This is a genomic window from Bacterioplanes sp. CLAM21 (assembly GCF_059641015.1).
This window is the reverse complement of record NZ_CM184929.1, coordinates 1011573-1030869: the sequence shown is the minus strand read 5'-3', so window position 1 is coordinate 1030869 and position 19297 is coordinate 1011573. Positions and strand designations below refer to the sequence as shown.

The 19297-nt window shown below is 47.9% G+C and carries 18 protein-coding genes; 5 read left to right on the top strand and 13 right to left on the bottom strand.

Annotation, left to right across the window (positions count from 1 at the left end; genetic code table 11):
* Positions 1–157: 157 nt before the first annotated feature.
* From AC55FS_RS04865 to AC55FS_RS04835, 7 genes are all read right to left on the bottom strand, one after another.
* The gene (locus tag AC55FS_RS04865) at positions 158–448 is read right to left on the bottom strand and encodes a 4a-hydroxytetrahydrobiopterin dehydratase (protein WP_496934946.1); all 291 of its coding nucleotides are present in this window, start codon (positions 446–448) and stop codon (positions 158–160) included.
* A gap of 210 nt (positions 449–658) precedes the next feature.
* Complete coding sequence (locus AC55FS_RS04860) at positions 659–2032, bottom strand: ATP-binding protein (protein ID WP_496934945.1); 1374 nt, start codon at positions 2030–2032, stop codon at positions 659–661.
* Positions 2029–2697: a response regulator transcription factor gene (locus AC55FS_RS04855; RefSeq protein WP_496935941.1), complete on the bottom strand. Its 669-nt coding sequence runs from the start codon at positions 2695–2697 to the stop codon at positions 2029–2031. Before AC55FS_RS04855 ends, AC55FS_RS04860 begins: the two co-directional genes overlap by 4 nt.
* On the bottom strand, positions 2697–3581 hold the full coding sequence (locus tag AC55FS_RS04850) for an FAD:protein FMN transferase (RefSeq protein WP_496934944.1): 885 nt from the start codon (positions 3579–3581) through the stop codon (positions 2697–2699). Before AC55FS_RS04850 ends, AC55FS_RS04855 begins: the two co-directional genes overlap by 1 nt.
* Positions 3582–3595: 14 nt before the next feature.
* On the bottom strand, positions 3596–4963 hold the full coding sequence (locus AC55FS_RS04845; protein WP_496934943.1) for a DUF3570 domain-containing protein: 1368 nt from the start codon (positions 4961–4963) through the stop codon (positions 3596–3598).
* Positions 4954–5166: a DUF4266 domain-containing protein gene (locus AC55FS_RS04840; protein WP_496934942.1), complete on the bottom strand. Its 213-nt coding sequence runs from the start codon at positions 5164–5166 to the stop codon at positions 4954–4956. The genes AC55FS_RS04845 and AC55FS_RS04840 overlap by 10 nt, the downstream gene beginning before the upstream one ends.
* The gene (locus tag AC55FS_RS04835) at positions 5166–5603 is read right to left on the bottom strand and encodes a TlpA disulfide reductase family protein (protein WP_496934941.1); all 438 of its coding nucleotides are present in this window, start codon (positions 5601–5603) and stop codon (positions 5166–5168) included. Before AC55FS_RS04835 ends, AC55FS_RS04840 begins: the two co-directional genes overlap by 1 nt.
* A 223-nt stretch (positions 5604–5826) precedes the next feature.
* On the opposite strand from AC55FS_RS04835, the gene dsbD reads away from it, so the two are divergent.
* Positions 5827–7458 carry a protein-disulfide reductase DsbD gene (gene dsbD, locus AC55FS_RS04830; protein WP_496934940.1) on the top strand — a complete coding sequence of 544 codons (1632 nt, stop codon included), beginning with the start codon at positions 5827–5829 and terminating at the stop codon, positions 7456–7458.
* A gap of 102 nt (positions 7459–7560) precedes the next feature.
* Here the strand turns inward: dsbD and AC55FS_RS04825 are convergent, their stop codons facing one another.
* Positions 7561–9267: an alkaline phosphatase gene (locus AC55FS_RS04825; RefSeq protein ID WP_496934939.1), complete on the bottom strand. Its 1707-nt coding sequence runs from the start codon at positions 9265–9267 to the stop codon at positions 7561–7563.
* 466 nt (positions 9268–9733) lie between these two features.
* Between AC55FS_RS04825 and AC55FS_RS04820 the strand changes: the two genes are divergently transcribed.
* Positions 9734–11188 (top strand): FAD-binding oxidoreductase, encoded by a 1455-nt coding sequence (locus AC55FS_RS04820; protein ID WP_496934938.1) that lies wholly within the window; start codon positions 9734–9736, stop codon positions 11186–11188.
* 820 nt (positions 11189–12008) lie between these two features.
* On the opposite strand, the gene AC55FS_RS04815 is transcribed toward AC55FS_RS04820, so the two are convergent.
* From AC55FS_RS04815 to AC55FS_RS04805, 3 genes are all read right to left on the bottom strand, one after another.
* Positions 12009–12698, bottom strand: a complete 690-nt coding sequence (locus tag AC55FS_RS04815) for a hypothetical protein (RefSeq protein ID WP_496934937.1) — start codon at positions 12696–12698, stop codon at positions 12009–12011.
* A 111-nt stretch (positions 12699–12809) separates the two neighbouring features.
* A complete protein-coding gene (locus AC55FS_RS04810; RefSeq protein WP_496934936.1) occupies positions 12810–13100 on the bottom strand; it encodes a hypothetical protein in 291 nt (96 codons plus the stop codon).
* Between the two features lie 70 nt (positions 13101–13170).
* Positions 13171–13527: a hypothetical protein gene (locus AC55FS_RS04805; RefSeq protein ID WP_496934935.1), complete on the bottom strand. Its 357-nt coding sequence runs from the start codon at positions 13525–13527 to the stop codon at positions 13171–13173.
* Positions 13528–13848: 321 nt separating this feature from the next.
* Here AC55FS_RS04805 and AC55FS_RS04800 point away from each other — a divergent pair, with 321 nt between their 5' ends.
* Both AC55FS_RS04800 and AC55FS_RS04795 read left to right on the top strand, forming a co-directional pair.
* Positions 13849–14811: an integron integrase gene (locus tag AC55FS_RS04800; RefSeq protein ID WP_496934934.1), complete on the top strand. Its 963-nt coding sequence runs from the start codon at positions 13849–13851 to the stop codon at positions 14809–14811.
* Positions 14812–15457: 646 nt separating this feature from the next.
* A complete protein-coding gene (locus tag AC55FS_RS04795) occupies positions 15458–16003 on the top strand; it encodes a hypothetical protein (protein WP_496934933.1) in 546 nt (181 codons plus the stop codon).
* Between the two features lie 412 nt (positions 16004–16415).
* Here the strand turns inward: AC55FS_RS04795 and AC55FS_RS04790 are convergent, their stop codons facing one another.
* Together AC55FS_RS04790 and AC55FS_RS04785 are read right to left on the bottom strand one after the other, a co-directional pair.
* Positions 16416–17927 (bottom strand): fumarate hydratase, encoded by a 1512-nt coding sequence (locus tag AC55FS_RS04790; protein WP_496934932.1) that lies wholly within the window; start codon positions 17925–17927, stop codon positions 16416–16418.
* A gap of 91 nt (positions 17928–18018) precedes the next feature.
* The gene (locus AC55FS_RS04785; protein WP_496934931.1) at positions 18019–18648 is read right to left on the bottom strand and encodes a DUF2846 domain-containing protein; all 630 of its coding nucleotides are present in this window, start codon (positions 18646–18648) and stop codon (positions 18019–18021) included.
* Positions 18649–18783: 135 nt separating this feature from the next.
* Here AC55FS_RS04785 and AC55FS_RS04780 point away from each other — a divergent pair, with 135 nt between their 5' ends.
* Positions 18784–19296 (top strand): hypothetical protein, encoded by a 513-nt coding sequence (locus tag AC55FS_RS04780; protein ID WP_496934930.1) that lies wholly within the window; start codon positions 18784–18786, stop codon positions 19294–19296.
* Position 19297 lies beyond the last annotated feature (1 nt).

Below are 19297 nucleotides of genomic sequence, written 5' to 3'. Positions count from 1 at the left end.
GGAAAATGGACTCCTGCCCGTCGGTGGCTGAACATCCCTCAACCTGCAGCGCTCATCATTCATCTAATTCACTAAATATCCATCTTTACGCCTTAGTTGAGCAATATTCAGCTCATAACAGCGTGATCGAGTTAGTGTTCATAGGCCTTTGCATTGGCTACAGCGTTTCACACAACTGTGCCAAACGAATATCACGCTGACTAATACCATTGATATCATGGGACCACCACAATACCTCAACATGGCCATAACGAATGGTTAGTTGCGGATGATGGTTTTGCTCGTCGGCCAGTTTGGCTACTTTTTGTGCAAACACCATAGCCTCGGCAAAATTGTCAAAGCGAAAGTCCTTTTGCAAAGCCGCAACACCCTCGAGCAGCAGCTGCTGCCATTGAGGTAAGGTGATCAGCGCCGCTTGGATCGCATCATCTGATAACTTATCGCCCATCTTACTCAATCTCTATGTGATGACTTATCATCACCATATCCATGTCACACTATGCTTTAAAGTAGTTTGAGGAGATTGGCACCTTGTGTCATCTATTAAGCTTTGTCATTAACGGGAAATATAGGTGAGATAAGTAGTAAAATATAGGATGGAATTAATGCACATTACTTACCTCAATACTTAAGCAATAAAGTCCTAACTCAGCGATCATTAGGCCTTAAGAAAATACAAACTTACGGCCAGACCGCCAGCTGGATGATTGTAAATATCCAGATATCCTCCGTGAACCTCCATAATACGACTAACAATTGACAACCCGAGCCCGGCTCCATCGCCACGTAGGCCATCAACTCGATAAAAGCGTTGTTGAATATGCTCTAACTCATCCACATGAACACCTGGACCAAGATCCCTAACGCACACACAGTAATGATCTAATAAGGTGGTCAAACTAACCTGAATGGGTTGTCCGGCTCCATAACGCACAGCATTGCCCAATAAATTACTCAGCGCAATATCAAATAATGTGCTGTTTATCATCACGTTAACAACCTCATTGTCGCTGTGAAAGCTGAGATCACAGCCAGCCTTTTCAGCCCGATAGTGCATATGGGCCAGTGTTATACGACTTAACTCAACAATATCCTGCAATGTAGCTTGCAATGTATGCTCAGGGTGATCGAGTTGTGCTAATAACAACAGCTGCTCAATCACTCTGGTCGAACGATCGACACTCGCCTCCAACTGTTGCAAGGGTTCCGTCATGGTTGCAATATTTTGCCGCTGCAAGGTTTGCGTTTGTAGCTTTATAACGCTTAAGGGTGTACGCAATTCATGAGCGGCATCCGCTATAAATCTTCGTTCACTGTCTAATCCTTGCTGCATTCGACGAAACATTTTGTTGATGTCGTCGATAACCGGCTGCAATTCAATAGGATTTCTCAGCAAAGTCACTGGCGAAAGATTGGTTAACGATCGCAACTTTAAAGAGGTCGCTAACTCACGTAACGGGTATAATCCATATTCAATAGCCGCTAACGCAATTAACGTGCAGAAGATAAGCGCCACCATACCTGACATCAGTAATACGGAGCCGAGGTTTTCACTGATTTCTTCCCTGCCATAAGGATACTCACCAACCATTAACCAGCTGTTGATGGTCGGCAAGTCAGTAACATATACCATCCATTCCTGACCTTGACTGTCGTGATGATAATAGCCTTTATGCATAGGAGCCAAAGCGTACTGAGGTGCACCTGGAGAGCGAAACAAGAGTTCACTGCCATCTTGTCTCCATATTTGAATCAAACGAGTACGTTCGTAGGCTTCTAGCTCAGGTTGCGCAGACTGTACCGTACCTAGAGATTCGTCAAATGCAGCAGCAATTCGTGGCAAGTCGTCAGCAAGATTTCCCTCACTCAATAAACCTTTAATGATTTTTGCTGATAGCGCTAATTCCGCATCAAATACTTCATTCACTTCATGATGTGTCACTATAGTGGCCAACACACTATTCATGGCGATGGCCAACAGTAACGTTAGAAATAATAGCAGTAGTAATGTCGTACGAATTGACAGAATCATCGTGGTGGTTCTGGATTCAGACGATAGCCCACACCTCGAACCGTTTTAATCAAGTCGGTGTAGAACTTCTTACGCAAGTGATGAATATGAACCTCTAACGCATTGCTTTCTACTTCTTCACCACTACCATACATGGCTTGCTCCAACTGCTGACGGGTATAAACCTGGCCAGGGCGACTAAGAAACACTTCCAGCAAACGCATTTCTCGCCGTGACAGCGATAATTCTTTGCCGTGAAAGGATACTTGATAATTATCTTGATTAAGGACAATACCGGAAAAACACAGTTCATTACTAATGCTGCTAGCGGTACGACGTGTTAAAGCACGTAAACGAGCAAATAGTTCGTTAAGATCAAAGGGTTTTAGTAAATAATCATCAGCACCGGCGTCCAGGCCGCGGATTTTATCTTGCACCTGATCTCGTGCTGTTAGAATCAAAATAGGCAACGACAACTTTTGAGCACGAAGCTCTTCAATCACTCGAATACCATCTAAGCCTGGTAAACCCAGATCCATGATCACCAAATCAAAACTCTCGGCCTGCAACACGGATAGCGCAGCGATACCATTGTCGACCCAATCAACTTGATAGCGTTGTTGCTGCAATGCAGTTTGTAGACTTTTACCCAACATGGCATCATCTTCAACGACCAACAAACGCATCAACGCATACTCCAAAACTGAATATCTTGTTGCTGCAAAAATTCTTCTGCTTGCTCGCCCATCATCGCCGCTAAGGTTGACAATACTCCCGCCTGAACACAAGTTTTGGCACAAACAGTAATGGCATGAGGCGCATTGGCCACCGGCCAGCCAGATCTGGGGTCTAAAATATGACTGTAACGAATACCATCGCGTAATAAGTAACGCTGGCTGTCACCGCTGGTGGCAATAGCGCCGGTGTTTAGCTGCAACAAATCAGGCTGTTTGCTCGACACTTTTTCAACACCCACTTGCCATGACACTCCATTTTTACATGGCCCTCGGGCACGCAAGTCTCCGCCAAAATTGACCAGCATGGCACCATCAAAATGCTGTTCCAGCATGGCAAATACTTTATCAACAGCTAATTCCTTACCAATACCACCGAAGTCAATTTCCATCCCGGCGGGTAAGGTCAACGCTGGGCGACGCCAGCGAACCTTATGCCAACCAATATAAGGCAGCAGCGCTTCTATAGTTTTCTGCTCTGGAATATGATCCGACCCATCAAATGTCCAGGCTCGACGTAAAATACCCGAAGTAATATCGAATCGACCATCGGATAAGTGATATAACTCGTCGGCAAAGTCCAACAAATGGGCCACTTCTTGATCAACAATAGTGGTTTGGCCAGCAGCTTGATTTATCGCTGCTACCGGATTATCACTGCGATAACGTGACAGCTTGTGCTCCAACCGTTGACACTCATCTCTGGCCATTTGCCCGAGGGTGAGGGCCTGCTGTGGGTCTTGTGTGTCTAGCAAGACCTCACATACACAGGCCATGGCATGAAAGTTAACCCGACAATATTCTTCCAGTTGGGTTAACTGAATGCTGTAAGCCATGATGCCCCTCTAATTTACCATCGCAAGGTGTACCCCAACTGTAGCCAGTTTGCAGACAATTCTGCAAACTGACTTTGCCCATCTAGATTGGAGCCCGGCAACACCGATTTAACAGTGTTGTTATCGTATTGCTGGTAATGTTCAGCAACCAATGTTAGTTCTTCATCCTCTCGCAAAGGTATGCCCAATTTCAAGCCAAATGTATGTGCTGAAAACGCCGCTAATCTCGGATCTGATGAGGCATCATCAACCAGCGCCCTAACGCTGCTCTGATCTAGCTTGACGTCACGGTCGGTGTCCAAGAATGGTACCCAGAAGTCAGCAGCAGTTTGCTGGTAGTAACGATAATGGGGCTGCAAATACAAGTGCTGAGATGCACGCCAGTGGTAGCTCAAGTCGAGTGTATGTGAATTCACGCCCCAATCATCCATCATGTAGCGATAGCTCACATCCATGGAATCTTCTTTAGCAATGGCCACTTTATTTTGCCAATACAAGCTGGTTTTGAGTCGTTTATCCGGTCGACTTTCCATGAGATACAAGTAGCTCGAATCATCGTACGGATCCAAAATTAAATTACCTTGATTAGCAACGGTTAATAACTTGTAGGGATCACTTTGATAGCCAGATGAATAACTCATACCGAGATTAAACTGCATCAGCCAACGGCGATTAATGACCTGGCTAACACCCGCCATAACGTCGACTACATACTTGCTTTCATCGCTGCCTTGACTGGCACGCTCGGCATAGCTACTGAGCGCTAACGGAACGCCGCCATTGGGTGCAATGCTATCCAGTTCAAAATTTATACCCGTTGATAACGTGGTATTTTTATTATTGATCTCACGTGCCAGAGCAGCATTGATACTTACCGACGTAAAGTCCCCTTCGCTGGAGTAAGCTCCGCCTAGGTTCAATGTATTATCAGTATCGAGTTTGTGAGTCCAGCCCAACGACAATACCGTGCGGTTGTCTTCAAATGATGGATCTAACGGTAAGTCGCCTGGTGCTATGGTGTAAATGCCCTTATCAGCGTATTTCTGCAGCTCATCGTCATCAGCATTTTCTTTACGAGCTGCCGCTGATGCTGAGGTAAAAGTTTGAGCTACGTTGGCAGCCATGGCGCCATTCGGTGATGAACCGGTTAACGCATCATAAACCAGACGCACGTTTACACTGCTTTCATCGGCAAAGTCTCGACCAATGTCTAACACTGGCTCAATCGCCTGTACCCGATCATCGCTTTCGCTATACAGCAGTAAGCCAGACGATACTTGCCAGGAACCGTCATCAGCCTGCGCTGGTAACGATGCTGTACCTAACAATGCACTGGTCGCTATGGCTAAACGTTTGGCAATTGCATGGTCATTTAATTGCATCCACAACCTCCTCCACCAAAGCCACGACCACCAGAGCTGGCTTCTTTACTAAAATAAATATGATCGTCAAAGGCAGTCTTCAGTGGATCTGGATCAAGAGCCATATGCGGCTTGGCCAGTAAATCTCGCTCCCAAGGTTTAATCGTGGTACAAGCAACCAAGTTGCAAAATATGACCAGCAATAATATGAGTTTTAACGGCATTATAAGACCCCCAATAGCTGCTGAATTTCAGTTTCGTAGTTCACCAGCTCGCCCGTTTTAAAGCCACGGTGTTTAATCGTCACTCGGCCTTCACGATCGATCAAAAAACTGGTTGGCATGGCGTCAACGTTAAATTTCTCAGCCAAACGACCTTGTGGGTCATAGTTAATACGAAACGATGCTGGAAAGTGCTGTAGAAATACCTTTGCCAGTTGTGTTTCTTGGTCCATGTTGATGGCAATAATTTCCAACCCTTGAGCAGCATATTGCTGGTGCATTTTCTCCATCCAAGGAAAAGAGCTGCGACACGGACCACACCAGGATGCCCAGAAATCCAGGTACACCACCTTGCCTTTCAGGCGTTCAAAATCAATCTCTACGGCCAACACATGAGATGACAGCAACAGCCCTGCCAAAACGATCAACAGCCTTTGCATAGTGAGTCTCCAGATTCGGTTCACCATCACATTACTCCGGCAACCTTAAGGCAAACTTAACAAATCAATTGTGGCTCTTAAGTCAGCGTTAAGTCACCCAACACATACTCCCATCACCTTTATACGCAGGTGGGAATCACAGATGAAATACCTCCTCAGACTGATATCAGTCTGGCTAACGTTAGTCATCACGCAATGGAGCTGGGCTGGCGCAATGCCTGACATGTCGGCAATCAAGGATAGCGACCAGGATTTTCTTACCGTTGAACGGGCCTTTATCCCCACTGTTACCCGGGTCGATGGACGCATCAACATCCACTTTGCGATTGCTCCGGGCTACTACCTCTACCAAAACCGCTTTGGCGTACGTGGCGACGATGACGCCAATCTAATGTTTCAACAACAGGCGCAATTGAAACAAGACAAAAACTTTGGCCAAGTGCAGGTGTTTCATCATCAGGTCGATGTGGCCATCACCGTAGCACAAGGCTCCGAGCCCCTGTCTCTGATTTACCAGGGGTGTTCCGAGCACGGGCTGTGTTATCCACCACAAACTCTATCCTTATCGTCCACTGACGATCCGCCACCCTCAGCGTCGAAAAGCATCACCACGCCATCGTCGCTTGCCAACAACAGTCTGGGCTGGTTACTGCTGAGCTTCTTTGGTCTGGGCATTGGGCTGTCACTCACGCCCTGTGTTTTCCCAATGATTCCGATTCTATCGAGCATTATTGCTGGCCAGCCCATTAGCCAACTATCGGCTCGCCGCGGAGCCACCCTGGCCCTGGCCTATGTCATCGGTATGGCCAGTGCCTACTCACTGATTGGGACCTTAGTCGCTGCCTTTGGTGCACAGCTCAATCTGACGGCACTGACCCAGTCACCTTGGGTCTTATCTTTGACGGCGCTGATGTTTGGGCTATTGGCTTTATCAATGTTTGGTTTATTTGAACTGCAATTGCCAGCGCGCCTGCGTCAACAACTGCAGCATTGGCAAAGTCAGCAGCAAGGAGGCCGCTGGTTGGGCACTTATTTGATGGGATTTGTTGCCGCACTGGTCGTTTCTCCCTGTGTTTCTGCTCCGCTGGCAGGCGCGCTAATTTACATCAGCAGCACTGGTGACATCGTCAAAGGTGGCGGTGCATTATTTACCTTGGGCCTGGGCATGGGGATGCCGTTGTTGCTGCTTGGTATCAGCGGTGGTCGTTGGCTACCCTCTGCCGGCATCTGGATGATCTATATACGCTCAGCCTTTGCTGTGGGTCTGCTAGCCGTGGCATTGGCACTGCTCAGTCGTATATTGCCTGCCCCCCTAGTGCTAGCACTAGCAGGCGTGCTGGCCCTTGGCTGCGCTGTCTACCTTGGCTTACTGGAGGCCGCCGTTAACGCCGCTCAGCGGTTACGGCAAACCCTGGCCTTGTTGCTAGCCGTGATCGGATGCCTGTGGCTAGCAGGCGCTGCACAAGGCAATCGATCCTTGTTACAGCCACTACGGCCCGCTTTAGCAGCTACGCCAGATGCAGGCATAGAAACGATTACCTCGGTGGCAGAGCTAGACCGAATAATCACCACATCACACCAGCCATTGTTAGTGGATATTGCCGCAGATTGGTGCAGCAACTGCAGAGATATGGAAGCGCTGTTGCAATCACCGCAACTCAAAGTAGATCTGACTCGCTACAAGGTGGTACGTTTTGATATCACGGCGAATCAAGTGGAGCAGCGCAACTTACTCGCCCAATGGCAAGTCTTTGGCCCACCGGCTTTGGTCCGCTTTGATCAAGGAACAATGAATAAGGCACCGCTACAGGGGGTGCCAAATAAGGCACAGCTCTCACACTGGCTAACGAATTAATTTGACAAATCCGGCATAAAAAAGCGCTGATTAACACAGCGCTTTTTTATAGCATGTTGAGCCGTAGCTGCCTGCCACAGGCAGGTGCTGTACTCAAACAGATTATTCTGCAATCAACGCATCAATCATTTTCTGCCCTACTTCAGTATGTCTCTGCAGGGTTGAAAATTGCTTGGTAATGGCTTCTGGGCCAAACACATACACAGGCACAGGCGCTGCTGTATGGGTACCATTGCCCCATGTGACACTTTGCTTAGAGGCAAGCTCACGGGCGATAAGCGCACCGGTATCATCATCGGCATAAACATAGAAATCTGAGAAGTCGTTGAACTTCGGAATATTGGTAGCACTCAGGTACTTGTGTTCTGGATGTACATCTTCCGCAGGCACCTCGTAACGAGCAGCGATGCGCTCGCCAGACGCTGTATCAATATGAAAATCTTCATGCACGCTGGCATTTACTTCCGCCACCCAATCCGCCGCTTGGGTATTGGAGAAGTCCCAATCGCCATTGACCGCACTAAGGATGTCGTAGAAAGAGCGCTTCTGGGCATAGATTTTATCCAATGTCGCCAATGCACCAAAGTTATACTGTGGTTGATAATCGCGCGCACTGCCGTCGGCATTCAACATGGCATCGCCCGACAAGGTTTTCGCCTCAGGAATATCATGTTTATGATAAGAAATACCAAAACCGCCAGTTTCATGGTCTGCAGTGACAACCACCAGAGTATCGTCTCGTTCAGCCGCCCACTCATAAACCGCCTGCACGGCTTCATCGAACTTCAACATTTCATGCAATAACCAACCCGCGTCGTTGATATGGCCTGCCCAGTCTATTTGGCCGCCTTCCACCATGAGGAAAAAGCCATCTGGATCTTGTGAAAGAATATCCAAGGCTTTTTTGGTCATTTCCTTCAATGACGGCTCGTCGGCACACTTACTACCGGCCTCCGCCGGTGCCGATGTTTTACACAGCGAGTAGGCAATACCATCATTCATGGCCGAGTCATCAAACAAACCTAGCAGCTTGCCGGAGGTAACGGCGTTCATCTGTGCACGATCAAATGCCAGGGCATAACCGGCACTTTTCGCCTCGGTGAACAAGTTACGTTCGTCATCAGCACTGCGCTTCGATTTTTTAATCACGTGAGTCGGCGCATTCAGCTCTGCAGCCAAGGCAGCAAAATCGTCCACTGCTGGTGCCCAGTGGCGCGAGCCACCGCCTAGCAGTACATCAACACCGGATGCCAACAAATCTTCGGCGATCTCATTTTCCATCGAACGGTGTGGGCGGTGAGCAGCAAAACCGGCAGGGGTCGCATGGGTGAGACGAGTATCAGTAATTAATCCGGTAGCTTTACCCATCTTTTTGGCTTTTTCCAAAATCGTTTCGGCTCTATTGCCCTGGTCATCCAGACCAACGCCTTCAGATATAGACCCCTGACCCGTGGCCAACTGCGTCGCCGAACAAGCGGAATCCACCACCAGCACACCGTTTACCCCCATAGGCGACGTCAGCGACAGACCAACAGCGCCTTTGTCTGCTATTTGATGAAAACCCGTCATCTGGCCAACCTGAGCCGCATTGGCAGGCGAGCGGCGAGCATATTCTTCCAGCAGACCAACCTGCTGAGCGCCCATACCGTCGCCAATCATCAAAATCAGGTTTTTTACTTTGCCTTGCGCAACACTGTTCTTAGAATCGGAGCTGGAATCAGAGTCGCCGCCGCAGGCGATCAGCATGCATGAAGCAACCGCTGTAGCGCTTGCCAATACTGCCGCTGACAGTTTGGTGAGGGTTTTCATGAAATATTTGGCCTTCGATAAATCAATTATTGCTGTACCGGGGGAACCCGGAACAAATCCGCCGCGCATGATACAGAAGTAATATGAAGATTGTGTTACAAAAATCAGACCACTATCCTGTTTGTAGTTGTTTTTCATTACAAAAGCCGTTAAAGACAAGCTGGACAATCTGCGCTATCAGGCAGTTCGCACTACGTCAGCAGACTTCAATAAGGGATAGCAACTGTGAAAAATAGAAGATGGGACTTGCAGGAAGTCTGGCGCATATGATTTTAAAATATCCAGAAGATCTGTTTTAAGCGTGGTGACATGAGCGCAGCGTGAGGGATATATACAAGGTATAATCGACTGGCACTGAAATTGATCCTCATAAGCACTTCAACGGCAGGTATAAATCTTGCAAATTTGTAATAATTCACAAATCACCGAAGAATATCGTCTTATAACTTCCCATCTAGGGTAAAGAGTGAGCATCCCTGTGATCCGTATATGTCTTTTTGCAATTCTTTTATCAGCACTTCCCCCCATTTCTTATAGCGAATCGTGGAATGACGTTAGTCGATTAAACCCAGAATCTGTATCCCGAGTGATTAATGTACAATCGCAGCAGGACATAGTCGATACGCTAAAAAACCTTACTAGAGACGCAAAACTGACTATATCGGGAACTCGACATAGCCAAGGTGGCCATATTGTGTATCCTGATGGAATCGTTCTTGACATGACGAGCTTCAATAAAGTCATCGACATTTCGCCGCAAGAAAAGCTCATTAGAGTACAAAGCGGCGCTACCTGGCAGCAGGTTCAGCAAACCGCTAATCAACATGGATTAGCTGTGAAGGTCATGCAGTCGTCCAACATATTCTCTATTGGCGGCTCATTAAGCGCTAACGTCCATGGCCGAGACCCGAGGTTTGGCCCTATCATTGAGACTGTTCGCAGTATTAAACTGGCTCTGGCCAACGGAGAGGTTGTCGAGGCAAGCCGCACCGTCAATTCCGATCTATTTATGGCGGCCATTGGTGGATATGGCTTACTGGGTGTTATTATCGAAGCAGAAATAGAATTAACAGCGAACCTTCCCCTCAAGAAATACACACAACACATAGCCGTTAGTGATTACGCCAAATTAATACATAATCAGGCTGATGAACTACAGCTGCACTATGGGCGCTGCTCATTCTCCCCTGGCGAGAATTTTTTAACCGAATGCTACTCTACCAACTTGATATCAGCCAGCGAACACATCACCGTAAGCGAGTTACAAGCAGAGAAGAACATTGCTCGCAACGCCCTGATATTCAACGCGTCCAGAGCCAGCAATACCGGGAAATCCATCAGATGGTGGTTACAAAAGCAACTACTAGACAAACCTGGAAAGGCTTCATTCACTGATCGAAACCCAGCAATGCAGCCAGACATACGATTTTTGCAGTATGACAGCTCAACTGATACCGATATTCTTCAAGAGTACTTCGTACCAATAAACGCCTTCCCTACCTTTTTTATTCAGCTAAAGACAACGCTAGAGAAACATAACGTTAACCTGCTTAGCATCACCTTGAGATACCTAAAAGAAAATCACGAAAGTTATCTGAGCTATGCAACCGATAATATGATCGCCATCGTCATTTATGTAAATATTGAACTGAACCAGCCTTCCATTCAAACAGCAAAGACCTGGACAAGGGAATTGGTTGACCTAGCGCTACAAAATAACGGAACTTATTATCTGACTTACCAGAGATTTCCTACACTGGATCAATTCGAAATGGCCTATCCGGGCTGGAGCACCTTTATGACGGTGAAGTGTAAGTATGACCCGGCCGAAGTTTTCTCCAGTCAGTTTTATCAGCAGTATTTAAAAGCTGCATACCGAAGGGCTAAGCAGTCGGATTCTTCGGGGTGTGGTTACAATTAAAGACGATTTTTACGCCTTACAACCGAAAGCCTAGCTTGATGGGGCTGGTTTTCCCCGAACTAGCGGGATATCCACTCAAGCTGTGAACTCGCTCTTGCGCCCAGGTTGCCCGCGTATTAGCAGGCTGCTTGAGTTGGCAATGGCTGTACCCGCAGGGGCTGCCCGGACGGCAGCACCAGCCAATATCCTACTAGGATGCAGGCTGTTGGCGTTGCGGCGACCAAAGCATTGCCAGTGACGGGAATATGGCCTGCACAGCGCAAAGCAGGGAGCTCGCCCGCCCGACGTGAGGGATAACCTCAAGGAGGGCAGAGAATTTGGCAATAACAGATCCGATAATCGTCAAAAAGCTTGAAATGGATGTCCTGCTAGTACCGTCCTGCTAGTACCGAGGGACGGGCATTACCCTGCAGATTCCTGAGCGTCTTTTTATGTATTACTTGAGCTCTTACCTATATTAGCAAGAGATATGAATACCAAAGATACCGACAGAGATATAAACCCAATTATGAATGCAGTATCTATTGAGTTGGAATACTTCAGTTCTAGCCTCTTTGCATATTCTTCACAGAGCATTGCATCAATTGGTTGCTGAGTAACGAATGCAGCTAAAGAACTAAAAAGCACTATATTTTGAGCTACGAACAATCCAACTAAAACGATACAAAGGAGCAGTTTTACTACGATATATTTATTCAATGGTTAATCCACCAAATACACATAACGCCCGGCTCACCGAGCAAATTTTTGATGGCGGCTTTTTTGCCACGCAAAAAAGGTGACAGCGAAAATTTGTCCGGTGCAGCCGCTCGTTATGAGTTTACTCGGCGATGGCAACAGTAACAGATATTGCATCGCTGTTATAATCTCCGAAACCCACCAGCCAAGCTGTAATTGGATTTGCAAGCTCGACAGAATTCAGTCCATTCTCTTGTGGATGGTACTCTAAGCCTATAGCCGCGTGATTCCAGAGTAAGTCTTTAAAATACTGCGAATGTGACTCAATCACTTTTCTCGCTGAGGAATACTTGCTCCTCACTTTTTCTATATGAGATTCATAGCCTTCACCAAATGGCTTCGGCACATGAAGAAAAGAGCCACACTTTTCCCACATACAGATCAATTCAATATGAGTCGCCTCAAACCCATTTTCAAAATGATTAAGACCATTTTTGCTCGTCATTTCGCCCAGCGGGCGAGGCATAAAGTGAGGGCTAATATCTTTCATCTTCTTCAAGATCGTAGGAGACTTCCAGTCTTTCACGTAGTTCCCGTGATCTTTTGATCCGGTTTCTCCTTCAAGCCTCCTAAAATCTTCGTACCGATGTTTATCACATAGGATGGAAGAGAAACAAATTTGCTCGACTATCATTCTTGAGTTTAAAAAGCAGAATTCCGCATCTAAGGCTGACAATTCTCCTTTTTTCGCTAGACAGCTATCTATCGCTCTAATTCGTATCTTTATTTCCAGCATCATGGACTGGTATATCTGATGTGGTTCTACCGCCATAATTAGATACTCGTTGATTCATAACACCTTGCTAAGGGGCAGCTGAAACGCAGCGTAGGCTGTCCCACGGAGGCCGCGCTTTTTGCGGCCGGAGTGTACTTGAGCAACTTGTTATGAGTTGAACTTGGCACTTATGTAACCCGCAATTTCTCGAACCAAAGGTTCTGCTGACTTAGTTTTTGCATTTACGATATAGCCTGACCAATTGTCCCACTCTAGGCCAACAACGTCGTTGCCATTTTTGAAGTCTTGGAACACTTCATCAAGGCCGCTAGTTTTGGAGCCTGCAACCTCAAGATTGAAATGATTAACAACTTCGAAGGTGATCTTTTTATACATCACAGCTTCGATGCTATGAAAGTCGATTGTTAATCTATCGCTATTATCCCTGTGCTCATTCATTCTTCAATCTCAAGACTCATAACGCCCAAAGCTGCGGTGCGAAGCATCCGGCAGCCTTTGCTTGTTATGTTTATTTACACCAAACATTTCTAATGTCCCGCGTAAAAACAGTTTCAGGTTCATCTTCGTCGACGTGCAACATTCCACAGTCTTGAAGTATTCCTTGATCAATCAGTGTCGATACAATTTGATCAGTTTTGTCCGGGTATGACCAGGCTTTGTCACGACTGCCAGTTTTGAAAGGCCAATCATCGTAAGTGTCAGAAACAAGTTGAATCTGGTCGCCCTGATTATTTAGAAGATACCAAGTAACAATCGCTGATTGCGCTGCATTGCCAGCAAGCTCTCTCTTTTTGCTTCCATTGAGATGGCTGAAAGAAATAATTTCTTTTTTAGTTTCATTGACGAGAATGTATTCTACGCCCATCTCTCTTCCTTAAACATAACAGTTTAATAGTGTGCGTGCCTGTTTTTCCAGCTAGAACCATTCGAGGTATCTCTTCCAACTCACTAATTTAACGCTGGATATCCAGTTTTTCTCACATTTCCTCCGGAGAAAACGTGCTCGCCTACTATCCACGCCTCAAAGTTCTGGCGCTCTAAGACTAACCCACTGATTTCTCCGGCGTTTAAGCTACCACCCCAGGGAAATACAGGCAAGTCAGCCAAGAAAGCGTGCCAACATACTCTCCAACCTCCAGATATACTGTATATTTGAACAGTATATCTTTACATTCAGGTGAGCGCGATGGCCAAGAGCAAGTTCATCCAAGAAATTCGCCAATATATGCGGCTTCGTGACTACAGCGTTCGCACTGAGCATACCTACCTGTACTGGATCCGATTCTATATTCGCTTTCACCGCTTGCAGCACCCATCAGAGCTTGGTGCACCACATGTTATGCAGTTTCTTAGTTACCTAGCGAATCAGCGTGATGTTACCGCCAATACACAACGCGTCGCACTCAATTCTCTTGCCTTCTTGTATAACAAATTTCTTGGCCAGCCATTGGGAGAATTGGGCTTTACCCTGGCAAGCCGCCCGAAGCATTTACCCACCGTCCTCACGGCCAAGGAAGTAGGGCAGATACTTGCACATTCCCAACCGCGCGAGCGGCTGATTTTCTCTCTGCTCTATGGCTCTGGGTTGCGTATTTCGGAATGCTTGCGACTTCGCATTAAAGATTTGAACTTTGAAGCAGGCACGCTGACGGTTTTTGATGGCAAAGGCCGTAAGGACAGAGTTACCCTGCTTGCCAGTAGCTTAACAGCGCTATGTGATGACTATGTGCAAAAAGCCATCGCCCTGCAAGCCAGTGATAACACGCAAGGAATCGGGCCCTCTATGCCTGGCGCCTTGGGAAAGAAATATCCTTCAGCCTACCGTGAACCTGCTTGGATGTTTTTGTTTCCGTCGATCGGACTATGTCGCCATCCGACCAGCAACATCGTGTGCCGCCACCACTTAGATGCTTCGGTACCCAGAAAAGCACTCAAAAGATCTGTACAACAAGCCGGGCTGTCGGCCAAGCGCATCACCTGTCACACTTTTCGGCATAGTTTTGCTACCGAGCTGTTACGCTCGGGGCGCGATATTCGCACAGTGCAGGAGCTGTTAGGGCACAACGATGTAGCGACCACGCAAATTTATACCCATGTTATTGGCCAGCATTTCGCTGGCACCACCAGCCCGCTGGATCTTTTGTCATAGCCGGTTTAGTCATCCCTACGGGAACATCTCTCTTAGAAATTCTCGGTTTCGCGGAATCAACCGAACGCGCCTTAGCAGGCCGCCTGCGTTGGAAATGTCTGTGCCCGCAGGTGCTGCCCGGACGGCAGCACCAGCCAACATCCTGCCGGATGCAGGCTGTTCGACCACAGCATTGGTAACGAGGGGAATACGGCCTGCGCTGCGCAAAGTAGGCTGAAAGCTATCTACGTTGTTTCTGCTGCGTTAAAAAGCGCTCGTGCGCGAGTCCGACTCAATGCTCACTTACAGCTTGTAAGCTACTTTTTGCCTGGCAGAAACTGACACGATGTACGACTTTCAGTCGTTCGCCCGCCCGGCGTGAGGGATAACCTCAAGGAGGGCATAGGGTTTGGCAGTCAAAAATCAGATAATGGTGAAAAAAGATCCCTCAAGAACAGAATCACCAAAAGGCACGGCTTCCTACTTCCCTAAAGCTTGAAATAGATATCCAAATAATGAGTTAACACTGTCGATATAAGACACCTGCATTATAAATGCTAGGCTTTCACAAAGCTCTGGAAACCCGCGTTGTTACAATCAAACAATGAAACGAACTCGTCTCAACAACAGACACGGGATTGCCAAGTTGCATGGTAAAGAAATGAACATGATCATCGAGATAATGAATAAGGCTTTCGAACTACTATCAGGTGAATTTATACTTAAATACATCCCCAATGGGGGAATGGCCATAACCATTCGCACACTAATAGTTTCTCTCATCATATATTTTCTTGCCATTGCTATAAGGTCATACACTGCTCCCAATGCAACTTTTTCCTTTTCATCCGAACAGCTTATGGTAGAAATAAACGAGACCCTTCCTTGGCTCGGAGCAATAATGGGTGGTTGCTATGCAGCTTTTTATACACGCTTTTCGTCTCAATGGTCATATCTAGCAAATTTATACAACCACCAAATGGAAGTGTCTTTAATCCTTTCCTATGAAGATTGGGATGATGGACAAATGCATTCATGGCAGGCCGCATTTGTTGAAGATGCTGTAGAGATGCACCTAGCTGATAAATCTGTATTCAAAACCGTTGTAAAAACATACATTACCGATGCCGAAGTAGAAAAAGTACTACTGGAGGAACCAAATTTTGGAAAAACTAGGCTAGATTCGCTGAAGAAGAAATTAAAAATTGAGTAGACGAGTCTTGCTCCATTTTAGCCATACAATCATTACCCGCATTAATAGCTACTAATCCAGGCGAAGGGGAAAACCTAGCAACGCCCTACAGCGTCGAAGACTTCTGGCAAGCAACCGCTGTCACTACGCCCAATCGGCCTGAGATGGCGCCGCTAGCCTGCGATGCCCACTAGGCTGCTCTGCACGGACGCAGAGCAAGCAAACGGGGCGTGGGATTCGCCCTGTTTGCGGGCCGCCTGTTGGCAAGCAGGTTGGCGGAAATACGCCATCTCGGCCGGGAGCAGGATTGTTAAGGGGAGCGGCCTCCCCTTAACTGATTAAGCCCGCGCTCAGCCGGGCGAATCATTCCATCAACTCGACAGCCAATAGCCAATAAAAAAGGGCCTTGCGGCCCTTTAAATTCAAACAATAATTACCCTACATTCTCAGCATTAATCCGCTGATACCACTCCTGTGGTCCGGTTTGGTGAACCGATTCGCCCTTGCTATCAACAGCGACGGTCACTGGCATATCTTCCAGCTCAAATTCATAAATCGCTTCCATGCCCAAATCTTCAAAGCCGACCACTTTGGCGCCTTTAATCGCTTGCGACACTAAATAAGCGGCGCCGCCTACTGCCATTAAATACACAGCTTCGTTATCTTTAATGGCTTCAATCGCGATAGGGCCACGTTCGGCTTTACCGATCATGCCCAACAGGCCGGTTTTTTCCAGCACGGTGCGAGTGAATTTATCCATGCGGGTGGCGGTGGTTGGGCCAGCTGGACCAACCACTTCTTCGCGTACTGGGTCGACTGGGCCAACGTAATAAATAAAGCGGCCTTTTAAATCCACCGGCAACTCTTCGCCTTTGGCGATCATATCTACCATGCGCTTATGGGCAGCGTCGCGGCCGGTGAGCATTTTGCCCGACAGCAAAATGGTTTCGCCTGGTTGCCAGTCTTTAACATCGTCTGGTGTGACGGTATCCAGGTTCACGCGGCGTACGTTATCGCCCACTTCCCAGCTGATTTCTGGCCAATCTTCTAATTTGGGCACTTCCAGCTGTGCTGGGCCCGAGCCATCCAAAACAAAGTGGGTATGACGCGTGGCCGCACAGTTAGGAATAATCGCTACCGGCTTGTTAGCAGCATGGGTTGGATAATCGGCGACTTTAACGTCCAACACTGTGGTTAAACCACCCAGACCTTGGGCGCCAATGCCCAATTTATTCACTTTTTCGAACAGCTCTAAGCGCAGCTCTTCCGAGCGATTAGAAGCACCGCGTGCTTGCAGCTCATGAATATCAATCGGGTCGAGCAGGGCTTCTTTGGCGATTTGCATGGCTTTTTCTGCCGTGCCACCAATGCCAATGCCGAGCATGCCAGGCGGACACCAGCCAGCACCCATTTTGGGGATTTGTTCCAGTACCCAATCCACCACCGAATCAGACGGGTTAAGCATGGCAAATTTGGTTTTCGCTTCTGAGCCACCACCTTTAGCCGCCACATGTACATCAAGGGTATTGCCCGGTACCAGTTTCATATGGATCACGGCAGGCGTGTTGTCTTTGGTGTTAGCCCGCTTGCCATCTGGGTCGGCCAGCACCGAAGCGCGTAAGACGTTATCAGGGTGAGTGTAAGCACGGCGCACGCCTTCGTTGGCCATATCTTCGACACTCATATCGCCTTCGAACTTAACGTCCATGCCGATGGTGAGGAATACGGTCACGATGCCAGTATCTTGGCAGATGGGGCGTTTGCCCATGGCACACATGCGCGAGTTAATCAGAATCTGCGCCATGGCGTCTTTGGCGGCTTTAGATTCTTCTTTTTGATAAGCCTCGTGAACGGCGTCGATAAAGTCTTTCGGATGGTAATAAGAAATGTACTGCAGCGCGTCTGCCACGCTTTGGATCAGGTCTTCTTGCTTGATCACCGTCATGGGAGGTCTCTCTCTGGCTAAGTAAAAACCCACGCTGCCAGACCAGGTGGGTTTATGCGGTTAGCCAGATTGTACCGCAAGCCAGAGTGCGCTAAAACGGCCACCACCAACTGCTGTCATCTTCGCCTTGCTGCAACTGCCCATCAAACACTTGCTGTAGCTGCTCATCGCTTTCAATGGCTAGGGCACTGAGCTTCTCCATGCCATCGTCGAGCATATGGGTATGGCTCATTTCTTTATAGGCCAAGTTGGCGGACACCAGCTGCAGTGGTCCATCGCCTAGAGGCATGATTTCAGGGTCGGGAGAAATAGGTGCAGGGTCGATTTCTGAATAACGCCAGTAATACACGCGCCCAGGCTCAGCACTAAACGACAACTCGCTAATGCGATGGATTTCGAACCATTCGATGCCTTCAAAGCCAAACAGGCCACGTCGAATCACCAGATCGTATTCACCCGGCTGCAGTTCATACCAGGTGTAACCACCGCCTTTAATGTTAAACAGCCGTTCGCCATTGACGTTAAAACTCGGCGCTTCGATTTCGTCCATCGACCATTCAGTAGCGGGACGATAGACATACATATAGGCGGCGTTATTGCCTTTGCAGAGATAACCAGTACCAGCAAACTCAGCACCATCGGGTTCGCCAAGGTAGGCGCCAAAGTTATGACCAATCGATTGATGGACCGTACAGCCGCTCATCAGGAGCAGTGCGGCCAATGATATGCCTGCTTTTATCATTATTGTTCTGCCTGCAGCAGCGGCCGCGATTCAGGCCAGCCGGTATACAAAAAAAATCCGCATTGCTATCATGCCATACTTACACAAAATAACAAAAACAACGAGGTCAGCTCAATGGACAAGACCTTAACCTCCGCTCCCCACTGCCTCGCTATGATGGCGTTATGTGCTGGTTTTATAGCCACTCCAGCCAGTGCCACCGAAGAGGGATACTACACCACAGAAATTGATCAAGCGGTTGAATATGCCCAACAGAATCCGGTACGCCCTGAGTTGATTGGCGATACCTGGTACGATCGCTCTACCTTTAAAAGTTTTGCCCTGCCAACCCTTGCCAATGAGGTGATGGATAATCAGGTTATTGAAGGCGCCATGGGCCCCACCGCCGCCGGCGAAGCGGCAGCAGCCGATGCCGGTCGACCTATCCGACAAGCGGCATTGGGCCGCACTCGTAAAGATGGCGTACTTGAAGAGGGCAGCGAACGCAGCCCCAGCAATTCTGCGGACGTCGAAGCCGATAAAAATGACTTAATTATGGAAGAAGTCAGCTCGACCACCAATTCAGGTCGCAGTCGGGTCAGCCAAGTACGTGGTAGCGTTACTATTCGCACCCGTGCCACCCCCTAAG